Annotated in this window: 20 protein-coding genes and 1 pseudogene; 9 read left to right on the plus strand and 12 right to left on the minus strand. The window is 71.9% G+C overall.

Annotated features, from left to right (window positions below; genetic code table 11):
- Window positions 1-419, plus strand: a pseudogene (locus tag EAO75_RS23155) (penicillin acylase family protein); the annotation flags it as partial.
- Between the two features lie 18 nt (window positions 420-437).
- Here EAO75_RS23155 and EAO75_RS23160 read toward each other — a convergent pair.
- Together EAO75_RS23160 and EAO75_RS23165 are read right to left on the minus strand one after the other, a co-directional pair.
- Complete coding sequence (locus EAO75_RS23160; RefSeq protein ID WP_147996967.1) at window positions 438-1,790, minus strand: serine-threonine protein kinase; 1,353 nt, start codon at window positions 1,788-1,790, stop codon at window positions 438-440.
- 96 nt (window positions 1,791-1,886) lie between these two features.
- On the minus strand, window positions 1,887-3,119 hold the full coding sequence (locus EAO75_RS23165; RefSeq protein WP_147996968.1) for an exo-beta-N-acetylmuramidase NamZ domain-containing protein: 1,233 nt from the start codon (window positions 3,117-3,119) through the stop codon (window positions 1,887-1,889).
- Window positions 3,120-3,280: 161 nt separating this feature from the next.
- On the opposite strand from EAO75_RS23165, the gene EAO75_RS23170 reads away from it, so the two are divergent.
- From EAO75_RS23170 to EAO75_RS23180, 3 genes are read left to right on the plus strand one after another with little or no spacing between them, the layout of a single operon-like run.
- A complete protein-coding gene (locus EAO75_RS23170; protein ID WP_147996969.1) occupies window positions 3,281-4,054 on the plus strand; it encodes an SDR family oxidoreductase in 774 nt (257 codons plus the stop codon).
- Window positions 4,051-5,715, plus strand: a complete 1,665-nt coding sequence (locus EAO75_RS23175) for a class I adenylate-forming enzyme family protein (protein WP_147996970.1) — start codon at window positions 4,051-4,053, stop codon at window positions 5,713-5,715. The genes EAO75_RS23170 and EAO75_RS23175 overlap by 4 nt, the downstream gene beginning before the upstream one ends.
- Window positions 5,716-5,770: 55 nt before the next feature.
- Window positions 5,771-6,364 carry a TetR/AcrR family transcriptional regulator gene (locus EAO75_RS23180; protein WP_147996971.1) on the plus strand — a complete coding sequence of 198 codons (594 nt, stop codon included), beginning with the start codon at window positions 5,771-5,773 and terminating at the stop codon, window positions 6,362-6,364.
- Between the two features lie 251 nt (window positions 6,365-6,615).
- Here the strand turns inward: EAO75_RS23180 and EAO75_RS23185 are convergent, their stop codons facing one another.
- The 3 genes from EAO75_RS23185 to EAO75_RS23195 all read right to left on the minus strand — a co-directional run bounded on the left by EAO75_RS23185 (window position 6,616) and on the right by EAO75_RS23195 (window position 9,333).
- Window positions 6,616-7,830, minus strand: a complete 1,215-nt coding sequence (locus EAO75_RS23185) for an acyl-CoA dehydrogenase (RefSeq protein WP_147996972.1) — start codon at window positions 7,828-7,830, stop codon at window positions 6,616-6,618.
- A 6-nt stretch (window positions 7,831-7,836) separates the two neighbouring features.
- Window positions 7,837-8,871 carry a phosphotransferase family protein gene (locus tag EAO75_RS23190; protein ID WP_147996973.1) on the minus strand — a complete coding sequence of 345 codons (1,035 nt, stop codon included), beginning with the start codon at window positions 8,869-8,871 and terminating at the stop codon, window positions 7,837-7,839.
- A 165-nt stretch (window positions 8,872-9,036) separates the two neighbouring features.
- Entirely contained in the window at window positions 9,037-9,333 is a 297-nt protein-coding gene (locus EAO75_RS23195) for a hypothetical protein (RefSeq protein WP_147996974.1), read from the minus strand.
- 112 nt (window positions 9,334-9,445) lie between these two features.
- On the opposite strand from EAO75_RS23195, the gene EAO75_RS23200 reads away from it, so the two are divergent.
- Window positions 9,446-10,423, plus strand: coding sequence for an NADP-dependent oxidoreductase (locus tag EAO75_RS23200; protein WP_147996975.1), 978 nt, complete (start codon window positions 9,446-9,448; stop codon window positions 10,421-10,423).
- Window positions 10,424-11,114: 691 nt separating this feature from the next.
- On the opposite strand, the gene EAO75_RS23205 is transcribed toward EAO75_RS23200, so the two are convergent.
- The 4 genes from EAO75_RS23205 to EAO75_RS23220 all read right to left on the minus strand — a co-directional run bounded on the left by EAO75_RS23205 (window position 11,115) and on the right by EAO75_RS23220 (window position 13,339).
- Window positions 11,115-11,444: a DUF202 domain-containing protein gene (locus EAO75_RS23205; RefSeq protein WP_147996976.1), complete on the minus strand. Its 330-nt coding sequence runs from the start codon at window positions 11,442-11,444 to the stop codon at window positions 11,115-11,117.
- Window positions 11,441-11,833: a YidH family protein gene (locus EAO75_RS23210; protein WP_147996977.1), complete on the minus strand. Its 393-nt coding sequence runs from the start codon at window positions 11,831-11,833 to the stop codon at window positions 11,441-11,443. The genes EAO75_RS23205 and EAO75_RS23210 overlap by 4 nt, the downstream gene beginning before the upstream one ends.
- Before the next feature lie 63 nt (window positions 11,834-11,896).
- Window positions 11,897-12,412 carry an NUDIX hydrolase gene (locus EAO75_RS23215; protein WP_147996978.1) on the minus strand — a complete coding sequence of 172 codons (516 nt, stop codon included), beginning with the start codon at window positions 12,410-12,412 and terminating at the stop codon, window positions 11,897-11,899.
- A gap of 33 nt (window positions 12,413-12,445) precedes the next feature.
- Window positions 12,446-13,339, minus strand: a complete 894-nt coding sequence (locus EAO75_RS23220) for a DMT family transporter (RefSeq protein ID WP_147996979.1) — start codon at window positions 13,337-13,339, stop codon at window positions 12,446-12,448.
- Between the two features lie 265 nt (window positions 13,340-13,604).
- Here EAO75_RS23220 and EAO75_RS23225 point away from each other — a divergent pair, with 265 nt between their 5' ends.
- From EAO75_RS23225 to EAO75_RS23240, 4 genes are all read left to right on the plus strand, one after another.
- Window positions 13,605-14,591 (plus strand): hypothetical protein, encoded by a 987-nt coding sequence (locus tag EAO75_RS23225; protein WP_147996980.1) that lies wholly within the window; start codon window positions 13,605-13,607, stop codon window positions 14,589-14,591.
- A 36-nt stretch (window positions 14,592-14,627) separates the two neighbouring features.
- Window positions 14,628-16,175, plus strand: a complete 1,548-nt coding sequence (locus EAO75_RS23230) for an APC family permease (protein ID WP_147996981.1) — start codon at window positions 14,628-14,630, stop codon at window positions 16,173-16,175.
- Window positions 16,176-16,254: 79 nt separating this feature from the next.
- Complete coding sequence (locus tag EAO75_RS23235) at window positions 16,255-17,004, plus strand: molybdopterin-dependent oxidoreductase (protein WP_147996982.1); 750 nt, start codon at window positions 16,255-16,257, stop codon at window positions 17,002-17,004.
- Window positions 16,988-17,611 (plus strand): cytochrome b/b6 domain-containing protein, encoded by a 624-nt coding sequence (locus EAO75_RS23240; RefSeq protein WP_147996983.1) that lies wholly within the window; start codon window positions 16,988-16,990, stop codon window positions 17,609-17,611. The genes EAO75_RS23235 and EAO75_RS23240 overlap by 17 nt, the downstream gene beginning before the upstream one ends.
- Before the next feature lie 1,237 nt (window positions 17,612-18,848).
- On the opposite strand, the gene EAO75_RS23245 is transcribed toward EAO75_RS23240, so the two are convergent.
- The 3 genes from EAO75_RS23245 to EAO75_RS23255 are packed head-to-tail and all read right to left on the minus strand — an operon-like array spanning window position 18,849 to window position 22,076.
- Window positions 18,849-19,874, minus strand: coding sequence for an L-idonate 5-dehydrogenase (locus tag EAO75_RS23245; protein WP_147996984.1), 1,026 nt, complete (start codon window positions 19,872-19,874; stop codon window positions 18,849-18,851).
- Window positions 19,875-19,888: 14 nt separating this feature from the next.
- Complete coding sequence (locus tag EAO75_RS23250) at window positions 19,889-20,650, minus strand: SDR family oxidoreductase (RefSeq protein ID WP_147996985.1); 762 nt, start codon at window positions 20,648-20,650, stop codon at window positions 19,889-19,891.
- A 28-nt stretch (window positions 20,651-20,678) separates the two neighbouring features.
- Window positions 20,679-22,076, minus strand: a complete 1,398-nt coding sequence (locus EAO75_RS23255; protein ID WP_147996986.1) for a GntP family permease — start codon at window positions 22,074-22,076, stop codon at window positions 20,679-20,681.
- Between the last annotated feature and the right edge of the window lie 30 nt (window positions 22,077-22,106).

The following is a 22,106-nucleotide window of genomic DNA, read 5'->3' on the forward strand; positions in this document are numbered from 1 at the left end:
TCGGCAGCGAGCTGTACGGTGCGATGACCGCGAGCCTGCCCATCGACGAGTCCCCGTCGGCCGCGCACGGCCCGACCGGCTCGCACGCCGGAAGCTCCTTCCAGTACGGCTGGTGGTCCTACGTCGACAAGGACATCCGGGCCGTGCTCGGTGAGTCCGTGCAGGGCCCGCTCGACCGGAAGTACTGCGGCGGCGGCAGCCTCACCGCCTGCCGGGACATCCTGATCAGCACCCTGAAGGAGGCCGCCGGCAGGACCGCGGCGCAGGTGTACCCCGGCGACGACCAGTGCTCGGCGGGCGACCAGTGGTGCGCCGACTCGATCGTCCAGCGCACCCTGGGCGGCATCAAGCACGGCAGGATCAGCTGGCAGAACCGGCCGACGTATCAGCAGGTCGTGGAGTTCACGTCACATCGGTGACGGGTCGATGGCGGCGGGTCACTTGATGCGGCCCGCCGCCAGCACCACCTGCGCCAGCTCCCGGTGCACGATGTCGCAGTGCGCCCCCGCCGGCGGCCCGCCACGCCTGACCACCGCTGCCGCGTCGACGTTCACGCACCCCGAGGCCGGCAGCGTCGCCTTCAGCGCGTCGGCCAGCTTCAGCGACTTCGTCCCGGGCACCGCCTGCACCCCGTCGTGCCCCATCGCACCCCACTTGTCACCCAGCATCCGGCCGATGTCCAGGGCCGCGATCCCGCGCGCGTCCCCCGCCATGCGAGAGGCCAGCGGGTACATCGTGGACAGGGCCGAGTCGTGCCGCGAGTGGCAGCACACCAGCGGTCCGTCGATACGGTTCTGCTGGCCCTCCAGGACCCCGCCCGCACGGGCGTCGTGGGGCAGCCGGGAGGCGAACGCGTAGTGCGAGAAGGCACCTTGCAACAGCGTCACGGACTTCACCGTCCGCACGCCCTTCGGCAGCCCGCGCAGCGCGAACGACACCAGCCGCGCGCCGAAACTGTGCCCGACGAGATGCACCCGCACCTCGGGCGCCCGCGCGGCCAGCTGCCCGACCACCCGCCCGAGCCCACGCTCACCGACCGTCCCCGCACGCCGCTTCATCGCGTAGTACGTCGCCTGCCGCAGCAGCTCGTGCGCGCCCTCCCACGGGTTCGGCAACGAGAAGGACGGCGCACCTTCCGGCGCGCCGTGCGGCGCTGCGTCGGGCGCTGCGTCGGGCGATTCCAGCAGCGTCAGCGCCCGTGCGAACTCCTCGCACACGGCCGCCGTGCAGTCGGCGAAGATGTCCGGCGAGTCCTGCGGGACCCCCTCGCGCAGCGTGTCCGCCGCGAACAGCGCCTGCGGCCCCGGCGGCACAACGTCCACCAGCAGCCGCACCAGCCGCCCGAACTCCTCCAACTCGGCCTCCTCGCGCGGCTGCTGGWCCAGCAGCCGCGCGATCTGGTCGATCACCGTGGCCCGACCCGGGAACGTCTCCAGCAGCGCATGCCGCGTGTCCTTGTCGAGCGCCGGCCGACGTGCCATCTCGGCCGCCACGGCCCGCGGGAAGTCCGGGATCGGCTCGTCCGAGAACCGCATCGACGGCCAGACCACGCCCACGAACCCGACCTTCGCCTTCGGCGCGAGCTGTGGGATCGGTGCGAAGAACCCGTCGTAGAGCCGGGTCGCGCCCGAGCGGTCGTTGTTCCAGCCGTGCGCGAAGACGATCAGATCACGGACGTGGTGCTGCGCCACCCCGGCCAGCAGCCGGTCCCGCCGCCCGGCGTCCGGGTCCCCGTCCGCGTCGAAGGTCAGCTCCCAGTAAGGAGTCACGCTCACTGCCGGATTTGCCATGACAGGCCCCCTCGTCCCCCGTAACAGTGCGATACGGGCGCATCGTCCTGCTGGCGGGCGGGATTGGCCATACGTCGTCACCCATCCGTGGGCCGCTCATGTGTACAGCAGGTACTCCCGGCGCGTCCGCCGGAACACCGACAGCTCCTGCTGCCAGTCCGCCACCACCTCGTCGGCACTCGCGCCCGCGTCGATCATCGTCCGGACCCGGGTGGAGCCGGTGAGCTTGTCGATCCAGTTGTCGGAGCGCCAACTGAAGCCGCTCCAGACCTTCTTGGCGGTCACCAGCAGGGCGATTCCGGTGCGGACGGGGTCGTAGGCGGCGCGGTCGTGGACGTGGATCTGAACGCCGCCGACGGTCTTGCCCTGGAACTTCGAGAACGTCGGCGCGAAGTACGCCTCCCTGAAGTGCACGCCGGGCAGGCCGAGTTCACCGGCCGCCTCGGCCCAGCGCCGGTCGATGCCCTCCGCGCCGAGCAGTTCGAAGGGGCGGGTGGTGCCGCGTCCCTCCGAGAGGTTCGTGCCCTCGAAGAGACACGTCCCCGCGTACACGAGGGCGGTCTCCGGTGTCGGCATGTTCGGGCTGGGCGGCACCCAGGGCAGCCCCCAGGCGTCGTAGAACTCGGACCGCTTCCAGCCCGTCATCCGTACGGTCTGCAGGGGGACCGGGGTCGTGAGGAACTCCCCGTTGAACAGCCGCGCCAGCTCGGCGGCCGTCATGCCGTGCGCCTGGGAGATGGGCTGTCGGCCGACGAAGGTCGCGAACTCCTTGTGCAGGACCGGGCCCTGGGCCGACCGTCCGGTGACGGGGTTGGGCCGGTCAAGTACGACGAAGCGCTTGCCGGCGAGCTGGGCCGCCTCCATGCAGTCGTACAGGGTCCAGATGTAGGTGTAGAAGCGGGCGCCCGCGTCCTGGATGTCGAAGACGATCGTGTCGACGCCGGAGGCGGTGAAGATGTCGGCGAGCGGCTGACCGCTCTTGAGGTACGTGTCGTAGACCGGGAGGCCCGTTGCCGGGTCGTCGTAGCGGCCCTCGGAGCCGCCTGCCTGGGCGGTGCCGCGGAAGCCGTGTTCGGGGCCGAAGACGGCCCCTAGGTTCACCCTTTTGTCGGCGTGCATGACATCCACGATGTGGCGGACGTCGCGGGTCACGCCGGTGGGGTTGGTGACGATTCCGACGCGACGGCCGCTGAGCTGGGCATAGCCGTCCGCGGCCAGGCGCTCGAAGCCGGTTCGCAGTGGCTTGTGGCGCTCGGATGCCGCCGCTGCCGAGGGGAAGGATGCTGCTGCCGTTGTCGCTGCGAGGAGAGCTCGTCTGGATAGGCGCATGGGGGCACGGTATTGCTCCCGCAGGTTGTGAGGAAGGTGCCGGTTGCGCGTGGCTGGTCGCGCAGTTCCCCGCGCCCCTCGGTTGGCTGGAGTCACTCTTCCCCGTGACATACCGACCGGTTAGTCTGGCCCAGCAGCAGAGCCGCGCACAAAGGAGACCGATGGTGGAAGCCGTACAGGATGCCGGGGTGGTCGTCACTGGGGCGGGGGGAGGCATCGGAGCTGCCCTTGCCCGTCGGTTCGCCGCCGAAGGGGCCCGCGTCGTCGTCAACGACCTGGATGCGGGGAAGGCCGAAGCGGTCGCCGAGGAGATCGGAGGCATCGCCGTCCCCGGTGACGCCTCCGCCATCGTCGCCGAAGCCCGGGAGGCCCTCGGCGGCACGGTCGACGTCTATTGCGCCAACGCCGGAGTCGCCTTCGGCGGGCCGGGCCTCGATGACCTCGCCGACGACAAAGCCTGGTCGCTGTCCTGGGACGTCAATGTCATGGCACACGTGCGTGCCGCCCATGCGCTGCTCCCTCAGTGGCTGGAGCGCGGCAGCGGCCGGTTCGTGTCCACCGTGTCCGCCGCCGGGCTGCTCACCATGATCGGCGCGGCGCCCTACGCCGTCACCAAGCACGGGGCGTACGCCTTCGCCGAGTACCTGTCGCTGACGTACCGCCACCGTGGGGTCAAGGTGCACGCCATCTGCCCGCAGGGCGTGCGCACCGACATGCTGGACGCCACCGGCAGCGCGGGGGACCTGGTGCTCAAGCCCACTGCCATCGCGCCCGAGGACGTGGCCGACGCCCTGTTCAAGGGGATGGAGGAGGACCGCTTCCTGATCCTGCCGCACCCCGACGTCGCCGGGTTCTACCAGACGCGGGCCGCCGAGCCCGACCGCTGGCTGGCCGGCATGAACCACCTCCAGCAGAAGTGGGAGGAGGCCCGGTGACCGACTCCCGGTACGCGGCCAAGCCCTGGGTGGCCCTGCTGAACGACGCCCAGCGCGCGCCCATAACCCCCGCCGACTCCCTCGTGCACGCCCTGCGAACGGCCGCCGCGCAGACCCCCGACCGTGCCTTCCTCGCCTACTTCGACGGGCGCCTCACCTACCGCGAGGTCGACGAGCTCAGCGACTCCGTCGCCGGGCATCTCGCGGCGCGCGGCCTGGAGCGCGGCGAGCGGGTGGCGGTCCTGTTGCAGAACTCCCCGCACTTCGTGCTCGCCGTGCTCGGCGCCTGGAAGGCGGGGGCGGTCGTCGTGCCCGTCAACCCGATGTACAAGTCGCGGGAGGTCACCCATGTCCTGCGGGACGGCGAGGTGGCCGCGCTGATCTGCTCCGACCGGGCCTGGGAGTCGTATCTGCGCGAGACGGCGGCCGACTCGTCGGTGCGGATCGTGCTCACCGGGTGCGAGCTGGACTTCCAGACGCGGGGCGATGCGCGGGTGCTGACCTTCGAGCGACTGCCGGGGGCCGAGGACGCCGAAGACCTGACGGCCGTCGCCCGCGCCGGCCACAAGGCGCCGGACGACCGCGATCCCGGCCCGTCCGACATCGCGCTCATCAGCTACACCTCGGGCACCAGCGGCACGCCCAAGGGCGCCACCAACACGCACTGCAACATCATGTACAACGCCGAGCGGCAGCGCACCGGCCTCGCCCTGCCCGAGGCGCCCGTCTACTTCGCGATGGCGCCGCTGTTCCACATCACCGGGATGGTCGCCCAGTTCGCGGCCTGCCTGAACAGCTCGGGCCTGCTCGTGCTGGCGTACCGCTTCGAGGCGGGTGTCGTGCTCGATGCGTTCGCCGAGCACCGGCCGCACTACACCGTCGGCCCCTCGACCGCCTTCATGGCGCTGGCCGCCCACCCCGACGTCAGCCCGGAGCACTTCGCGTCCTTCGTCAACATCTCGTCCGGCGGCGCACCGCTGCCGCCCGCCCTGGTGGAGAAGTTCCGGGCCGGCTTCGGGCCGTACATCCGCAACGGCTACGGCCTCACCGAGTGCACCGCCCCCTGCGCCGCCGTGCCGCCCGGCCGCGAGGCCCCCGTCGACCCCGCCTCCGGGACGCTCGCCGTGGGCGTGCCGGGGCCCGAGACGGTCGTACGGATCGTCGACGACCTGGGCCAGGAGGTGCCGTTCGGCGAGCAGGGCGAGATCGTCGTACGGGGGCCACAGGTCGTCCCCGGCTACTGGCGGCGTCCCGACGCCACCGCCGAGACCTTCCCCGACGGCGAACTGCGCACCGGGGACATCGGCTTCATGGACGCCGAGGGCTGGCTGTACGTCGTCGACCGCAAGAAGGACATGATCAACGCGTCCGGCTTCAAGGTGTGGCCGCGCGAGGTCGAGGACGTGCTCTACACGCACCCGGCGGTGCGCGAGGCGGCCGTCGTCGGGGTGCCCGACGGGTACCGCGGGGAGACCGTCAAGGCGTACATCAGCCTCCGTCCGGGTGCTGAAGCGGACCCCGACGCACTCGCCGCGTACTGCCGGGAGAGACTGGCCGCTTACAAATATCCGCGGCAGGTGGAGGTCCTGCCCGACTTGCCCAAGACGGCGAGTGGGAAGATCCTCCGTCGGGAACTTCGTTCCCGCGCGAACGACGGCTAGAGAGCCGACGGCAACACGGTCAGCGGAACATCTCGGAAGGGCAGGTGGCGGCACAGTGGCCAGGACGACGGACGGTGACGGTACGCCCGTCCCCCAGCGGCTGCTCGCCGCCGCCACCCGGCTCTTCGCCGAGCAGGGATACGACCGCACCTCGGTGCAGGAGATCGTCGAGGCGGCCGGCGTCACCAAGGGGGCGCTGTACCACTACTTCGGCTCGAAGGACGACCTCCTGCACGAGGTGTACGCGCGCGTGCTGCGCGTTCAGCAGGAGCGGCTCGACGCGTTCGCGGATGCCGACGAGCCGGTCGAGAAGCGGGTGCGGGCTGCGGCGGCGGACGTCGTGGTGACGACGATCGAGAACCTCGACGACGCGATGATCTTCTTTCGGTCGATGCATCACCTCAGCCCGGAGAAGAACAAGCAGGTGCGGGCCGAGCGGCGGCGCTATCACGAACGCTTCCGTGCGCTCATCGAGGAGGGGCAGGAGGCGGGCGTCTTCTCCACGGCGACGCCGGCCGATCTGGTGGTGGACTACCACTTCGGCTCCGTCCACCACCTGTCGACGTGGTACAGCCCCGACGGCCCGATGAGCCCGCAGCAGGTGGCGGACCATCTGGCGGACTTGCTGCTGCGCGCGCTACGTCCGTGACGCCGGGGGGTGTCCCCTCGCCCCCGCCGCCCCTACCCATTCCCGTCCCCTGGGGGCTGCCGCCCCCAGACCCCCGCTTCGGCCCGAAGGGCCTCGTCCTCAAACGCCGGASGGGCTGAATTTCGCCGACCGGCGGTGAAAATTCAGCCCSTCCGGCGTTTGAGGAGCGGGGGTCCAGGGGGCAGAGCCCCCWGGGGACGGGACGGGTAGGGGCGGCGGGGGCGAGGAATCGCCCCGGCTGCCCCACGGAGTCACACGTACTTCTTCAACTCCCGCCGCGCCAGCGACCGCTGATGCACCTCGTCCGGCCCGTCGGCGATCATCAGCGTCCGCGCCCCCGCATACAGCTCCGCCAGCGGGAAGTCCTGACTGACACCCCCCGCACCGTGCAACTGAATCGCCCGGTCGATGATGTCGACAACCGCCCGCGGCGTAGCGATCTTGATGGACTGGATCTCGGTGTGGGCACCCTTGTTGCCGACGGTGTCCATCAGCCAGGCCGTCTTCAGGACCAGCAGCCGCAGCTGCTCGACCGTCACCCGCGCGTCGGCGATCCAGTTGTGGACCACCCCCTGCTGGGCCAGCGCCTTGCCGAAGGCGTTCCGGGACACCGCCCGGCGGCACATCAGCTCGATCGCCCGCTCGGCCATACCGATCAGCCGCATGCAGTGGTGGATCCGCCCGGGACCGAGCCGCGCCTGGGCGATGGCGAAGCCGCCGCCCTCCTCGCCGACGAGGTTGGCCACCGGCACGCGCGCGTGGTCGAAGATCACCTCGGCGTGGCCGCCGTGGGAGTGGTCCTCGTAGCCGAAGACCTGCATGGCGCGCTTGATCGTGACGCCCGGGGTGTCGCGAGGGACCAGGACCATGGACTGCTGACGACGGATGTCCTCGCCGTCCGGGTCCGTCTTGCCCATCACGATGAAGATCTTGCAGTCTGGGTTCATCGCCCCGGAGATGTACCACTTGCGACCGGTGACGACGTACTCGTCACCGTCCCGCTCGATGAGCGTGGTGATGTTGGTGGCGTCCGACGAGGCCACCTCCGGCTCGGTCATCGCGAACGCCGAGCGGATCTCACCGGCCAGCAGCGGCTCCAGCCACTGCTTCTTCTGCTGCTCGTCGCCGAACTGCGACAGCACCTCCATGTTCCCGGTGTCCGGCGCCGCGCAGTTCAGCGCGGTGGGCGCCAAGTGCGGGGAGCGGCCGGTGATTTCGGCGAGCGGGGCGTACTGGAGGTTGGTGAGCCCGGCGCCGTACTCGGAGTCCGGCAGGAAGAGGTTCCACAGGCCCTGCCTGCGCGCCTCGGCCTTGAGGTCCTCGACCACGGCCGGCGTGTCCCACGGGGACGCCAGCTCCGCCCGCTGCTCCTCCGCGACCGCCTCGGCCGGATAGACGTACTCGTCCATGAAGGCGAGCAGCTTGGCCCGCAGCTCCTCGGTGCGTGCGTCGAACGCGAAGTCCATGTCCCGTCAGCCTTCCTGGATGCCGTCTTGAAGAGTGGTCAGGCCGTGCTCGATGAAGACCGGGACCAGGTCGCCGATGCGGTCGAAGCCGCGGCCGACCGTCTGGCCCAGCGTGTAGCGGTAGTGGATGCCCTCCAGGATCACGGCGAGCTTGAACCAGGCGAACGCCGTGTACCAGGAGACCGCCGAGACGTCGCGCCCGGAGCGCTCGGCGTACCGCTGGATCAGTTCGGCCGGTGCCGGGTGCCCCGGCGCCTCGGCGGTCGTGGAGACCGGGGAGTCCGCCATGCCCAGCGGCATGCTGTACATCACCAGCAGGCCCAGGTCGGTCAGCGGATCGCCGAGCGTCGACATCTCCCAGTCGAGGATCGCCTTGATGGAGTCGTCCTGGCCGATGAGGACGTTGTCGAGCCGGTAGTCGCCGTGCACCACGGCCGGGGCGGGGGAGGCGGGCAGCTGCCTGCCGAGCGTCGCGTGCAGCTCGTCGATGCCGGCCAGCTCACGGTTGCGGGAGGCGTCCAACTGCTTGCCCCAGCGGCGCAGCTGCCGGTCCAGGAAGCCCTCGGGACGGCCGAAGTCCGCAAGCCCGACCTCCGCCGGGTCCACCGCGTGCAGCTCGACGAGGGTGTCCACCAGGGACAGCACCGCGCCCCGGGTGCGCTCCGGGCCGAGCGGGGCCAGCTGGTCCGCGGTGCGGTACGGGGTGCCCTCGACGAACTCCATGACGTAGAACGGCGCCCCGAGCACCTCCTCGTCCTCGCACAGCAGCACCGGCCGCGGCACCGGCACGTCCGTCGGGTACAGGGCGCTGATGACCCGGTGCTCGCGCTTCATGTCGTGCGCCGTGGCCAGGACATGACCGAGCGGGGGGCGTCGTACGACCCACTTCGAGGTGCCGTCGGAGACCGCGTAGGTGAGGTTCGACCGTCCGCCCTCGATCAGCCGGCCGGTCAGCGGACCGTGCGCCAGACCGGGCTGCTCGCGCTCGAGCAGGCCGCGCAGCCGGTCCAGGTCGAGGCCGGGCGGATGGTCGGGGCTCATACAGGGCTCCTCAGGGGAGGTGAATGGGACCTGACTCATGATGCCGACCAGTCGGTATGCCGTCCAGTGGGCAGGCCGAACGTGATCGGCGCCACGATATGCCGACAGCTCCCCGCGCGGAGCGCCGGGGAGCTGTCGGTGGAGTCGAGGGGCGGCCGGGTGGGCTCAGTGGTCGTCCCAGTGGCCGTCGTGGGAGGCGTGCCGGTGGCCGTCGTGGAGGTAGTCGACGTGGTCGCCGTGCAGCACGCTCTCGTGCCCGCAGTCGGCGCCGTGCTGATGGGCGTGGCCCTGGTGTGCGACGTGCCCGGCCGTCTCGCACTCGTCCCAGTGCCCGGCGTGCGCGCGGTGCAGGTGACCGTCGTGCGCGTAGTCGGTGTGGTCGCCGTGCGGCACCGCGGTGTGCCCGCAGTCGGGTCCGTGGGCGTGCGTGTGGGAGGCGTGTTCCGTGTGAAGGGTGGTCATGGTGCTCACCTTCGGAGGAGCGGGTGGTGACGTCGGACAGGCTGCCACGCGAACGCCCCATATCGGCCCATTCGGCTTGCGTGGCGTTCGGTCTCCCCGGAGGGTCGGACCCATGAAGGGGATCAGCTACTCAAGCTACGGCGGGCCCGACTCGCTTCGCTTCGGAGACCTGCGCGATCCGCGGGTCGGGCCCGACTCCGTGCTGGTCAAGGTGCGGGCGGCGGCGGTCAACCCGGTCGACTGGAAGTGCCGTGAGGGCTACATGGACCGGATGCTCGAGCCGGTCTTCCCGGTGGTCCCGGGCTGGGACGTGTCGGGGGTCGTGGTCCAGCCGGGAGTGTCCGTCACGGAGTTCGGCGTCGGCGACGAGGTCATCGGATACGTCCGCGAGGACTTCCTCTCCCGGGGCACCTTCGCCGAGTACGTGGCCGCCCCCGTGCGCACCCTCGCCCGCAAGCCCCGCAACCTCACCTGGGAGGCGGCGGCCGGTCTGCCGCTGGTGGGGCTGGCGGCGTATCAGGTCCTGACCAAGGTGCTCCAGGTCAAGCGGGACGAGACGGTCCTGGTGCACGCCGCGGCGGGCGGCGTGGGCTCGATCGCCGTCCAGCTCGCGCGCCATCTGGGCGCCCGGGTGATCGGTACGGCGAGCGAGCGCAACCACGACTTCGTCCGCGGCCTCGGCGGCGAGCCCGTGGCGTACGGCGACGGGCTGACGGAACGGGTGCGCGGGCTGGCGCCCGAGGGCGTGACCGCGGCGTTCGACACGGTCGGCGGCGACGCGCTGAAGGCCTCCGCCAATCTGCTGGCCCCCGAGGGCCGCCTGGTGTCGATCGCCGACCCGGACGTCTTCGACTACGGCGGCCGCTACTACTTCGTCCGCCCGGACGCCGAGGACCTGCTACGGCTGTCCGAGCTGGCGGAGGAGGGCGTGGTGGCCGTACACGTCTCCGAGACGTTCCCACTGGAGCGCGCGGCGGACGCCCACCGACTGAATCAGGAGGGCCGCACGCGGGGCAAGATCGTGGTCACGGTCGACTGGGACACGGAGGAGGCGGTGGCACCGGAGGGGCTGTGGCAGGGGGCGGAATAGGAGGCTCCGGTCGCGGGTGACGACGGACCGCCGACCCCTCGGACGAACCACGACCGCCCGCAGGACCCACCGGCCGTGCTGAGGCGAAGAGTCCGCGCCCGCGCAGGAGCCGTCGACTGCCCAGGGGGACGGTTGGTCGTGCTCGGGTGAGTCGCCGCGGCCGTGCTGAGGGGAAGAGTCCGCGCCCGCGCAGGAGCCGCCGAGTGCCCAGGGGGACGGTTGGTCGTGCTCGGGTGGGTCGCCCCGGCCGTGCTGAGGGGAAGAGTCCGCGCTCGCGCAGGAGCCGTCGACTGCCCGGGGGGACGGTTGGTCGTGCTCGGGTGGGTCGCCCCGGCCGTGCTGAGGCGAAGAGCCCGCGCTCGCGCAGGAGCCGTCGACTGCCCAGGGGGACGGTTGGTCGTGCTCGGGTGGGTCGCCCCGGCCGTGCTGAGGCGAAGAGCCCGCGCTCGCGCAGGAGCCGTCGACTGCCCAGGGGGACGGTCGGTCGTGCTCGGGTGAGTCGCCCGGCGGGCTCGGGGGAGCTGCGGGTCGTGTTCGGGACGGTCGGTCGTCCTCCGGCGAACCGCCCGGCGTCCCGGTGGGAGAGCCGCCGGTCGTGCCCCGGAGCCGTCCGGGAGCAGCCGGCGGGTGCCGCGCGGCAGCGCGTCCCGCCGGTGCGGGCGTACAACGCCCCCAGGGCCACGCGTCGCCGTCAGAACAGCAGTGCCGCCCCGCACACCGCCATGGCCACCGTGAGCAGGACGGTCGCCGTGGCATGGCGGGGGGCCAGCGGCGCGGGTCGGGACGACGAGGCGAGGGTGCGGATGCGCCGGTGCGCGAGGGCCAGGAAGCCCAGCCACAGCCCGCAGCACAGGGCGCAGACCAGGCCCCCGGTGACTGAGAACCCGCCGTGCAGCGCGGCCTTCATCGCGAGTACGGCGGCCACCGTGCCGGACAGCGTCGTACGGCGCCATGCGAGGCGGGTCCGCTCGGGTTGGAGCCCCGGGTCCCGCACCGGCTCCGCGGCCGCCGAGGCGCTCACCCCTCCCACCCGACGAGCACGACCACGACCATCGCGACGGCCACGACGGCGACCACGAGGCTCAGGACCGCCGGGAAGCGCGACACCGGCAGGTCCTCGCCCCGGCGCATCGCCCGCTCGCAGCGCACCCAGTGATTGACCGCGCGCAGCGAGCACAGCACGCCCGCCGCGAGCAGCGCGAGCGCGAGGCCGACCCGCCAGCCCCAGCGCAGGTCCGGCAGGAACTGGTCGACCGCGAAGCCGCCGCCGATGAGGGCGAGCGCGGTGCGCAGCCAGGCCAGGAAGGTGCGCTCGTTCGCCAGCGAGAACCGGTAGTCGGGGGTGCCGCCGTCCTGGCGGATCTCCTGCGGCGCGAACCACAGCCGGACGTTTCGCACGAACTCGCTCACCTGACCGACCCTATCCGGGCGGCCCGCCGGGGGCTTCGCCGGATCCGCCCGCCGGGGGTCGACTCAGCGGGCCGCCCGCAGCGCCTTGAGCCGCTCGTACGCCGCCAGCCCGTCCGGCACCCACGCCCACTCGGCCAGCCGCCGCTGCACCTCGTCCTCGGCCAGGAAATCGTGCCAGGCGACCTCCTCCGCCTGAGGGCTCACCGGCAGGTCGCAGCGCACCTCGTACACCGCCGACCACCAGGTCTGCCCGGCGCCGTCGTCGTACAGGAACTTGAAGAGGTACGAGGGGCGGGGGAGGCCGCTCACGCCGAGTTCTTCCTCGGCCTCGCGCAGGGCGGCGTCGTCGTACGACTCGCCCGCGCCGACGACTCCGCCGACGAACATGTCGTACCGCGAGGGGAACACCAGCTTGGTGGGGGTACGGCGGTGCACGAAGAGCCGGCCCTGCGCGTCCCGTGCCTCGATGAAGACGCAGCGGTGGCGCAGCCCCTTGGCGTAGGCCTCGCCGCGCGGGGACCGCCCGATGACCCGGTCCTGTTCGTCGACGATGTCGAGGATCTCGTCAGCAGAGCTCATGGGGCCATCCAAGCAGGGGCGGCCCGGACGCGTTCAGGGCGTCTGGAAGGCCGGCGTGCGCTTCGGCTGGATCGCGCCGGACGGCATCGCGGAGTGCGTGCCGAGCATGATGATGCCGACCACGATCCCGGCGAGCCCGGCAGCCTCCCACGCCAGCGCGCCCGCGTCGGTGCGCAGCCGGTCGCCGAGGAAGCCGACGCCGCAGAGGATGCCGGCCAGCGGCTGGGCGGCGGTCAGGGCAGGCAGGGACATCCGCAGGGACGCCGTCTCGAAGGCGCTCTGGACGAGGATCAGCCCGGTGAGGCCGAGCGCCACCACGGCGTACGGCTGCCAGCCGGTGAGGACCTCCATGATGCCGCCCTCGGCGAACCGCTCCCCGGTCACACGGGTCAGCGCGTCCTGCACGCCGTAGAGGAGACCGGCCGCGGTCGCCAGCAGTGCAGGGCCGGAGCTGAGCCGGGAGCGCTTGGCGTACGTCGTGAGCAGCAGGGCCAGTCCGACCATGACGCCGATGATCAGCCAGTGCCGCATCGGGTCGCTGGTGGCCTCGCCGCCGGTCGGCTGGCCGGCGACGATGAACGCCGTCACGCCGCCCGCGAGCAGTGCGAGGCCCGTCCAGCCCTGGCGCCCGAGGGGCTGCTTGGTCTGGCGGCGCGAGAGCATCAGCGCGAACAGCAGGTTCGTCGCGAGCAGGGGTTCCACCAGGGAGATCTCGCCCTGGCCGAGCGCCATCGCGCCCAGGGCCATGCCGACCACCATCAGGCCGATGCCGCCGAGCCAGCGCGGCACCTTCATCAGGTCCAGGAGGATCCGCGGCGAGAGGAAGTCGCTCAGCGGAGCCTTCTGGGCCGCGTTCTGCTGGAGGACGAAGCCGAAACCAAGACAGCACGCGGCGGTCACGGCGAGTATCAGGATCTGGAGCGACACGCTGCGTACCTCGAATCCTGCCGGGCGGACGGGGTGCGGTAAGGGCCGACTGTAGCGGCCCTGAGCCCGGCGTGCGCGTTCCACCATCCTGCGGTGCCCAAACGGAAGCCGCCATGACGTACGCCACACACTCCGAACAAATCCGGCATTGTGGACAGGTTGAATGCCACAACTGTCCCATCGGTAACACTAGTTGACGCGTGTAACGCGTCAGCGGCACTTGACGCGAACCCTTGGCGGGGGGTTTGCTGCGAGTGATCGCTCGATGACAGTCCACAATTTGCTCACAACAGGACCCAAGCCGGTGTCCCCACCCCCACCTCTGGGCCGCGGCCGCAAACGCGCTGCCCACGCCTTCGACGCGGCCCTCGACGACGCCGAGCTCGCCGCCGCCCGCGCCGCCCTGGCCCAGGGCAGGTGGCAGACGGCCCGCTCGCTGCTCGCGCGGACCGGCGACGAGTGGGACCGCAGAGGGCACCGCGTCGCCGTCCTCGCCCAGGAGCAGTACTGCGTCCCCTGGACCCGCGACTGGCTGCTCGCCGAGCCCGACTCCGTGGACGCCGCCGTCCTGCTCGCCCTCGGCCAGGTGCGGCGCGCCCTGCGCGGCAAGGAGAAGCCGGTCCGGGCCCGCGAGGCCTGCCACGCCGCCGCCGCGCTCACGCCCGTCGACCCCACCCCCTGGCTCGGCCTGCTCATGCTGGAGAGCGCCCTCGGCGCCGAGCCGGAGGTGCGCCGCCTCTTCGCCGAGGTCCGCGCCCGGTACGCCGACCACCACCACGCCCACCACCTGATGGTCGCCCGGCTCGCCGAGCACCAGTCCGGCACCGGCATCGACCCGCTGCACGAGGTCTACGACTTCGCCAACGCCGCGGCGGACCGGGCCCCCGCCGACTCCCCGCTCGCCATCCTCCCGGTCATCGCCCACGCCGAGCGCTACCGCGTCCTCGCGGCGGCGGGACACGAGCCGGGTGACGCGGCCGCCTCCGGGCACTGGGCGGGCCGCAGGGCCCGGCAGGTGATGCGGGCGGCCTTCGACTGGTGGCTGGAGTGGGAGCAGGAAGGCCACCCGCGCCGGCTCATCGACCTGAACTTCCTCGCCCACGCCAAGGTCTGCGAGGGCCGGGGCGCCGAGGCCGCCGCCCTCTTCCACCGCATCGGCGAACACGCCACCCCCTCGCCCTGGTCCTACCCCGACCGTGAGCCGTACTCCGCCTTCCGCGCCGCCCGCGAAACCGCGCTCGGCACGGCGTAACGCCCCCAACCCAAGTCGACCCAAGGACGGTCACCGATGACCACGGGCAGTTCCAGCACGAGCAGAGCCGCCGCCGACGGCGGCGGCATCAGTACGTTCAAAGGACAGGACCGCGCCCTGCGCGCCGACCGGCTGGGCACCACGGGCCTGCTGCTGTCCGTGCTCGCGGCGACCGCACCCCTCATGGTCGTCGCGGGTGTCATGCCCACGACCTTCGGGGTGATGGGTGTCCTCGGCCAGCCGCTGCTCTTCGTGATCCTCGGCGTCGTCCTCGCCCTGTTCAGCGTCGGGTACGCAGAGATGAGCCGGCACGTCCACAACGCCGGCGCCTTCTACGCCTACATCTCCCGCGGCCTCGGCGGCACGGCCGGCGCCGGCGCCGCGATGGTCGCGCTCGTCGCCTACAACGCGCTCCAGGTCGGTATCTACGGCATCTTCGGCTTCGAGGTCTCGGGGCTGTTCGCCACCTACCTCGACACCGAGATCGCCTGGTGGATACCGGCGCTGCTGGCCGTGCTCGTGGTCGGCGCGCTCGGCTGGCTGAAGATCGACCTCAACGCGCGTGTGCTCGGCGTCCTGCTGATCATCGAGGTCCTCCTCGTGGTCATCTTCGACGTCGCCGCCATCGCCGACCCGGCCAAGGAGGGCCTGTCCCTGCACGCCTTCAACCCGGACACCCTCAGCGGCGCGGGCATCGGCACCGCCCTGTGCTTCTGTGTCGCCGCATTCCTCGGCTTCGAGCAGGCCCCCGTCTACGCCGAGGAGACCAGCCGCCCGCACGTCCTCGTACCCCGCGTGATGTTCCTCGCCATCGGCGGCATCGCGGTCTTCTACACGATCAGCTGCTGGGCCTACACCGTCGCCGCCGGGCCCTCGGCGATCGTCGGCACCGCGCAGGAGCAGAGCGCCGGGCTGCTGTTCTTCCTCACCGAGGACCTGCTCGGCGGCACCTTCACCGACGTCCTGCACGTGCTGTTCGTGACCGGCATGTTCGCGGCGATGCTCAGCTTCCACAACGTCGTCGCGCGCTACGCCTTCGCCATGGGCCGCGAGGGCCTGCTGCCGTCCGCCTTCGGCCGCACCAGCGGCGCGAGCGGCGCCCCCGGCACCGGGTCGCTGCTCCAGACCGTGGTCTCGCTCGTGGTCGTCGCCGTCTTCGCCCTCACCGACGACAGGCCGACCGGCGACCCGACCGCGCCGGTGCTGCACCTGTTCACGTGGATGGGCAACCTCGGGGCGCTGGGCGTCGCCGCGCTGATGGCCGCCGCCTCGGTCTCCGTCATCGCCTTCTTCGTCCGCCGCGGAGCCGCCGCCAGCCAGTTCTGGCGGCTGGCCGCCTCTGCCCTCTCGGTCGTCGCGCTGGCGTTCATCGTCATCTACACCGTGAAGGACTTCGACGTCCTGATCGGCGCCGGCCCCGGCTCGGCCCTGAGCTGGGCGCTGCCCGCCGTGATCGTCCTCGCCCTGGCCGTCGGCGTGGCCCAGGGCCTGCTCCTGCGCTCCCGCGCCCCCGAGCGGCACGCCCGCATCGGGCTCGGCAACGAGGCGTTCCAGCTGGAGAAGGAGGCGGCGAAGACGCCGTAGCGTGAGAAGTGGTTACGGAACTCTGACGAGCACCCGCGATTCCTGGCCCCGCCGGGGTCGCGGGTGTTCGAATGAAGAGGTGAACCCCGAACAGCCCGAAGCGCAGGACGAGGAACAGGGCGAGCAGAAGGGCAAACCCATCGGCCGCCGTGTCCTGCTCGGCACCCTCGGCCTGGGCGCCCTCGGTGTCGTCACCGCGCCCACTCTCCAGCGCGGCCTGGAGTCGTTCCTCGCGAGCGCCTCCGACAAGGACCCCACCGGCCTCAGCGACCTGCTGCCCAACGGCGGTGGCTTCCGCTACTACTCGGTGACCTCGTCCGTACCCCGCAAGAACGCCACCACCTACCGCCTCACGGTCGACGGCCTGGTCGACCGCCCCGGGTCCTACACACTGGCCGACCTGCGCGCCCTGCCGCAGACCCGGCTGGTGCGCGACGTCCAGTGCGTCACCGGCTGGCGGGTGCCCGGCACGCCCTTCGAGGGGGTGCGCCTGTCCCGGCTCCTGGACGCCGCGGGAGTGCGCGAGGGGGCCGGAGCGGTCCGCTTCACCTGCTTCGACGGCGCGTACAGCGAGAGCCTCACCCTCGACCAGGCCCGCCGCGCGGACGTCCTGGTCGCCCTGCGCATGCAGGACAAGGACCTGGGCCACGCGCACGGCGGCCCGGCCCGCCTCTATGTGGCCCCCATGTACTTCTACAAGTCCGCCAAGTGGCTCTCCGGCATCACCGTCACCGAGGACGTGAAGCCGGGCTACTGGGAGGAACGGGGCTACGACGTCGACGCGTGGGTCGGCCGCTCGAACGGACGCGACGATGAGCCTACGACTTGACGCCCCCGGCGCGGCCACCGGCGTCCGGCGCTTCGGTGGAGCCACGCGCTGGGTGCACCGTACGACGGCCGTGCTGATGGGCGTGTGCGTGGTGACGGCGGCCTGCCTGTACATCCCGCAGTTCGCCGAACTCGTCGGCCGCCGCGAGCTGGTGGTCCGTGTCCACGAGTGGGCCGGCCTGGCTCTGCCCGTGCCCGTCCTGGCCGGGCTCGCCTCCCGGCTGTTCCGCGCCGACCTGGGCTTCCTCAACCGCTTCGGCTCGCACGACCGCCTCTGGCTGCGCGCCGCCCTGCGTCGCGACAAGCGGCACTCGTCCCGTCCGGCGGGCAAGTTCAACGCCGGGCAGAAGATCTACGCCGCCTGGATCGCCGGCGCGACGCTGGTGATGCTCGGCACCGGCCTCATCATGTGGTTCACGCATCTCACGCCGATTCAGTGGCGCACCAGCGCGACCTTCGTCCACGACTGGCTGGCCCTGACCATCGGCATCGTCCTGGCCGGCCACATCGGCATGGCTCTGGGGGATCCGGAGGCCCGCCGGGGCATGCGTACCGGACTCGTGAGCCGGGAGTGGGCCGAGCGGGAGCATCGGCTGTGGAAGCCCTGAGGTGGTGAGGGGCGGCAGCAATCCGCTCAGCGGTGGCGTGGTGTCGCCCGGTGTCCCGGTCCCCGCACTCGGAGCCGGGACCACGTCGGGGGCCACGACCGTGAAGGCGCCCGGCAGCCGTACCTCGGTTCCGCCGTACCGTACGGCCACGTCCGCCGGCCCCGGCTCCAGAGCGGGTACGACGACGGACACCGCAGCCCGGTCGCTCGACTCCGGCTTCACGAACTGCTGTCCGCCGATGCTCACGGCCTCGCTCCGCAGGAGTTCGGCGGGGTCGAAGTACGTGTCCGCCAGCTCGATCCCGATCACCTCACCGGGCTTCGCCTCACCGTCGCCGCCCGTGTCCACCCCGGCGATCCGGTAGCCGCACGCCGGGGTGCCGTGCGACGAGGGCTTCAGCCGAACGGTCGCCTCCGGATGCCGTCGGTGGAAGTCGAGGAGCCCGCCCAGAACGGCGTACGCGGCACGGCTCTTGCAGGAGTCGGCCTTCACCGCCGGGGCCGCCTGCTCCCAGCTTCCGCCCTCGCCCTGGACGGCGAGACACGCGGCGGCCAGGGCGCGCAGCAGTGTCCAGTCGCCGTCGGCCGACGAGCTGGGGATCTCGCTCAGCGCGGTCCCGCACTCGGCGGGGTCACGGAGCTGGTCGTACACGCTCGCCGGATCCGGGACGCCGTCGGCGTTCGGCGATTCGGGGCCGGGCGGGAGCCAGGTCGGGACCTCCAGGATCCGCCGGCTCACGGAGGGACGGGGGGAGGGGCTCGCGGTGGCGCTCGCCGCGGAGCTCCGAGGCAGGCCGGGAGCGGCCGTGGGTACCGGCACGCTCACATGCCCGTCGGGCTTCTGCAGCACCTCGGGAGCGGAACCGGGCGGTCCGGGCGACGGCTTGCGGACGCCGGCCGAGGGCTCGGCGGTGACGATCGTGCCCTCGCCGCCCCTGCCGTCCGCCGGGCCACCCCCGTCGCCGGTGAAGGCCGCGGCGGCCACCGCCACCGCCCCTACGACGAGCAGCCCCGAGATTCGCATCCCGAGGGAAACCGCCATGACGCCCCCCGATGTTTCTTGCCCTCGACGGTTGAAAGGCCTCCGAGGGTGTCCACATCATCGGGCCCGCCGCGCCCGGATGGGAAGTGCCGAGGCAGGTGGTCGGGCTTCCACCTCGCCGTTGTGGCTGGTCGAGCCCACGCGGCGGACCCGCACCTCGATACCGCCCCGCGTCCCCAAGGGCGTTGCCCGACCGTCATTCCTTGAAGTCCAGCAGCACCTTGCACGAGCGGCTCCGGTCCGCGGCCAGTTCGAAGGCCGCCCGGGCCTCCGCCACCGGCACCACCGCACTCACCAACCCGTCGAACGAGCTCTGCGCCGCGAGCAGTTCCAGCGCCGCGTCGAACTCCCCGTCGAAACGGAAGGCCCCCCGCAACTCGATCTCCCGGCTCACGACGAGGTTCCCCGCAAAGGGACTCTGCCCCGGCGGCAGCATCCCCAGTTGCACCACGACGCCGCCGCGCCGCACGAGCCGCAGACAGGTGTCCAGGCCCGCGGCGACCCCGGACGCCTCGACCGCCACGTCCACCTCGCAGGGCCACCCGGCATCGTCCGGCTCGTCGGCCCGTACGACGGTGTCGGCGCCGGCGATCCGCGCGTACCGCAGGGCCGCGGGCAGCAGGTCCGTCACCGTCACGCGGGCCGCGCCCGCCGCCTTCGCCGCCGCGACCACCAGACAGCCGATAGGCCCGGCACCGGTGACCAGGACATGCCTCCCGGCCACCTCCCCGGCCCGCCGCACCGCGTGCAGCGCGACCGACAGCGGCTCGGCGAGCGCCGCCCGCCGCAGGTCGAGGCCGGCCGGGAGCGCCCGCAACTGGTCGGCGGGGACGGCCACCCGGGCCGCGAACCCGCCCTGCACATGGGGGAAGCGGGCCGCGCTGCCGAGGTAGCGGGTGTCCCGGCAGACGTTGCGCCGGCCGTCCGCGCACTCCGGGCAGCGGCCGCAGGGCGTGGCGGGGTGAACGGCGACGGCCGTACCGGCGAGGGGACCGGACGCCCCGTCACCGTAGGAGACGACCGTCCCGACCACCTCGTGCCCGAGCAGCATCGGCTCCTCGATGCGGAAGTCGCCGACGCCGCCGTGCCGCCAGTAGTGCAGGTCGGAGCCGCAGACCCCGCCGTACCGGACGGCCACCAGCGCCTGCCCGGGGCCGGGTTCCCGCGCCGGCAGTTCCTCGACCCGCAGGTCGCCCTGACCGTGGATCACACAACCGAGCATCCCTCGGGCCTCCTTCACAGCACGCTGGTCATGCCGCCGTCGACGTAGAGAACCTGTCCGCTGATGAAGTCCGCGGCAGGAGAGGCGAGGAACAGGACACCGCCCACCAGGTCCTCGGTACGGCCCCAGCGTCCGGCCGGGGTGCGCCGCCGCACCCACGCGCTGAACTCCTCGTCCGCGACGAGCGGCCCGGTCAGTTCGGTCTCGATGTAGCCGGGGCCGAGGCCGTTGACCTGGACGCCGTACGGGCCCCAGTCGGCGCACATGCCCTTGGTGAGCATCTTCAGTGCGCCCTTGGTGGCGGCGTAGGGCGCGATGCCCGGGCGGACCACCTCGCTCTGCAGCGAGCAGATGTTGACGATCTTTCCGTGGCCGCGCTCCGTCATCCGCCGGGCGGCTTCACGGCCCACCAGGAACGCGCTGGTGAGGTTGGTGTTCAGGATGCGGTGCCAGTCCGCGTCGGTGAACTCCAGCAGCGGTGCGCGCAGTTGCATCCCCGCGTTGTTGACCAGGATGTCGAGCGGGCCCACCCGCTCCTCGACATCCGCGATCCCGGCGGCCACCGACGGACCGTCGGTCACGTCGAACACGGCCGTGTGCACGTCGCCGGGCAGCTCCCGGGCCGCTTCGGCGAGGCGTTCGCCGTCACGTCCGTTGAGGACGACCGTGCAGCGGGCCTCGGCCAGACCGCGGGCGAGCGCGAGGCCGATGCCCCGGCTGGAGCCGGTGACCAGGGCCGTGCGGCCGCTGATGTCGAAGAGAGGGTGAGCCGTCATCGTCGTGTCCCTGAAGGAGTCGTACCGGCTAAATGACCAGCGAGAGCAGCAGGACCAGACCACCGGCGACCACGGAGATGATCGTCTCCATGACGGACCAGGTCTTGACGGTCTGGCCCACGCTCAGCCCGAAGTACTCCTTCACCAGCCAGAATCCGGCGTCGTTGACATGGCTGAAGAACAGCGAGCCGGCGCCGATGGCGAGGACGAGCAGGGCCGCGTGGGTCGTCGACATGTCGGCCGCGAGGGGGGCGACCAGACCGGCCGCGGAGACCGTGGCCACCGTCGCCGAACCCGTCGCCAGCCGGATCGCGACCGCGATCAGCCAGGCCAGCAGCAGCGCCGGGATCGACCAGTCCTCGGAGATGTCCAGGACCATCTGACCCACACCGGTGTCGATCAGCGTCTGCTTGAAGCCGCCGCCCGCGCCCACGATGAGCAGGATGCCCGCGATGGGGGCGAGGCCCTTCTCGACCAGCGGCGAGAGGCGCTCCTTGCCGAACCCGGCGGGCCGCAGCAGCGTGAAGATGCCGACGAGCACGGCGGCCAGCAGCGCGATCAGCGGCGAGCCGATGACGTCGAACACACGCTGCACGGTGTTCTCCGGGTCGTCGATGACGATGTCGACGAGCGCCTTGGAGAGCATCAGGATGACCGGCAGCAGGATGGTCGCCAGCGTGGCGCCGAAGCCCGGAAGCTTCTTCAGGTCCTCCGAGACGCGCTGCGGGATCATCCGGTCCGGGGCGGGGACGTCCACCCAGCGGGCGGCGTACCGCGAGAACACCGGGCCGGCGATGATCACCGTCGGTATCGCGATGAGGACGCCGAGCGCCAGCGTCACGCCCAGGTTGGCGCCGACCGCGTCGATCGCGACCAGCGGACCGGGGTGCGGCGGGACCAGGCCGTGCATCACGGACAGACCGGCGAGGGCCGGGATGCCGATGCGCATCAGCGAGTAGTTGCCGCGCTTGGCGACCATGAGCACGACCGGGATCAGCAGCACGACGCCGACCTCGAAGAACAGCGGCAGTCCGATCACCGAGGCGATCAGCACCATCGCCCAGGGCATCGAACGCCCGCTCGCCTTGGCGAGGATGGTGTCGACGATCTGGTCGGCGCCGCCGGAGTCGGCGAGCATCTTGCCGAGGATCGCGCCGAGCGCGATCAGCACGCCCACACCGGCCACGGTGGTGCCGAGCCCGGTGGTGAAACTGGCGATGACCTTGTCGAGCGGCGCCCCGGCGAGCGCGCCGAGCACCAGCGAGCCGAGGGTCAGCGACAGGAACGCGTGGAGCTTGAACTTGGTGATGAGCAGGACGATGACGGCGATGCCCGCCAGGACGGCGATACCAAGCTGAGCGTGGCCGGCCGAGGTGATGGGCTCGACGGTGTCCGCTGCCAGCATCTCGACGCTGAGTCTGGTCACGGGGGTTCCCTTGCAGATACGGGGGTTGGG

Origin of the sequence: Streptomyces sp. UW30 (genome assembly GCF_008042075.1) — a bacterium.
GTDB lineage: Bacteria > Actinomycetota > Actinomycetes > Streptomycetales > Streptomycetaceae > Streptomyces.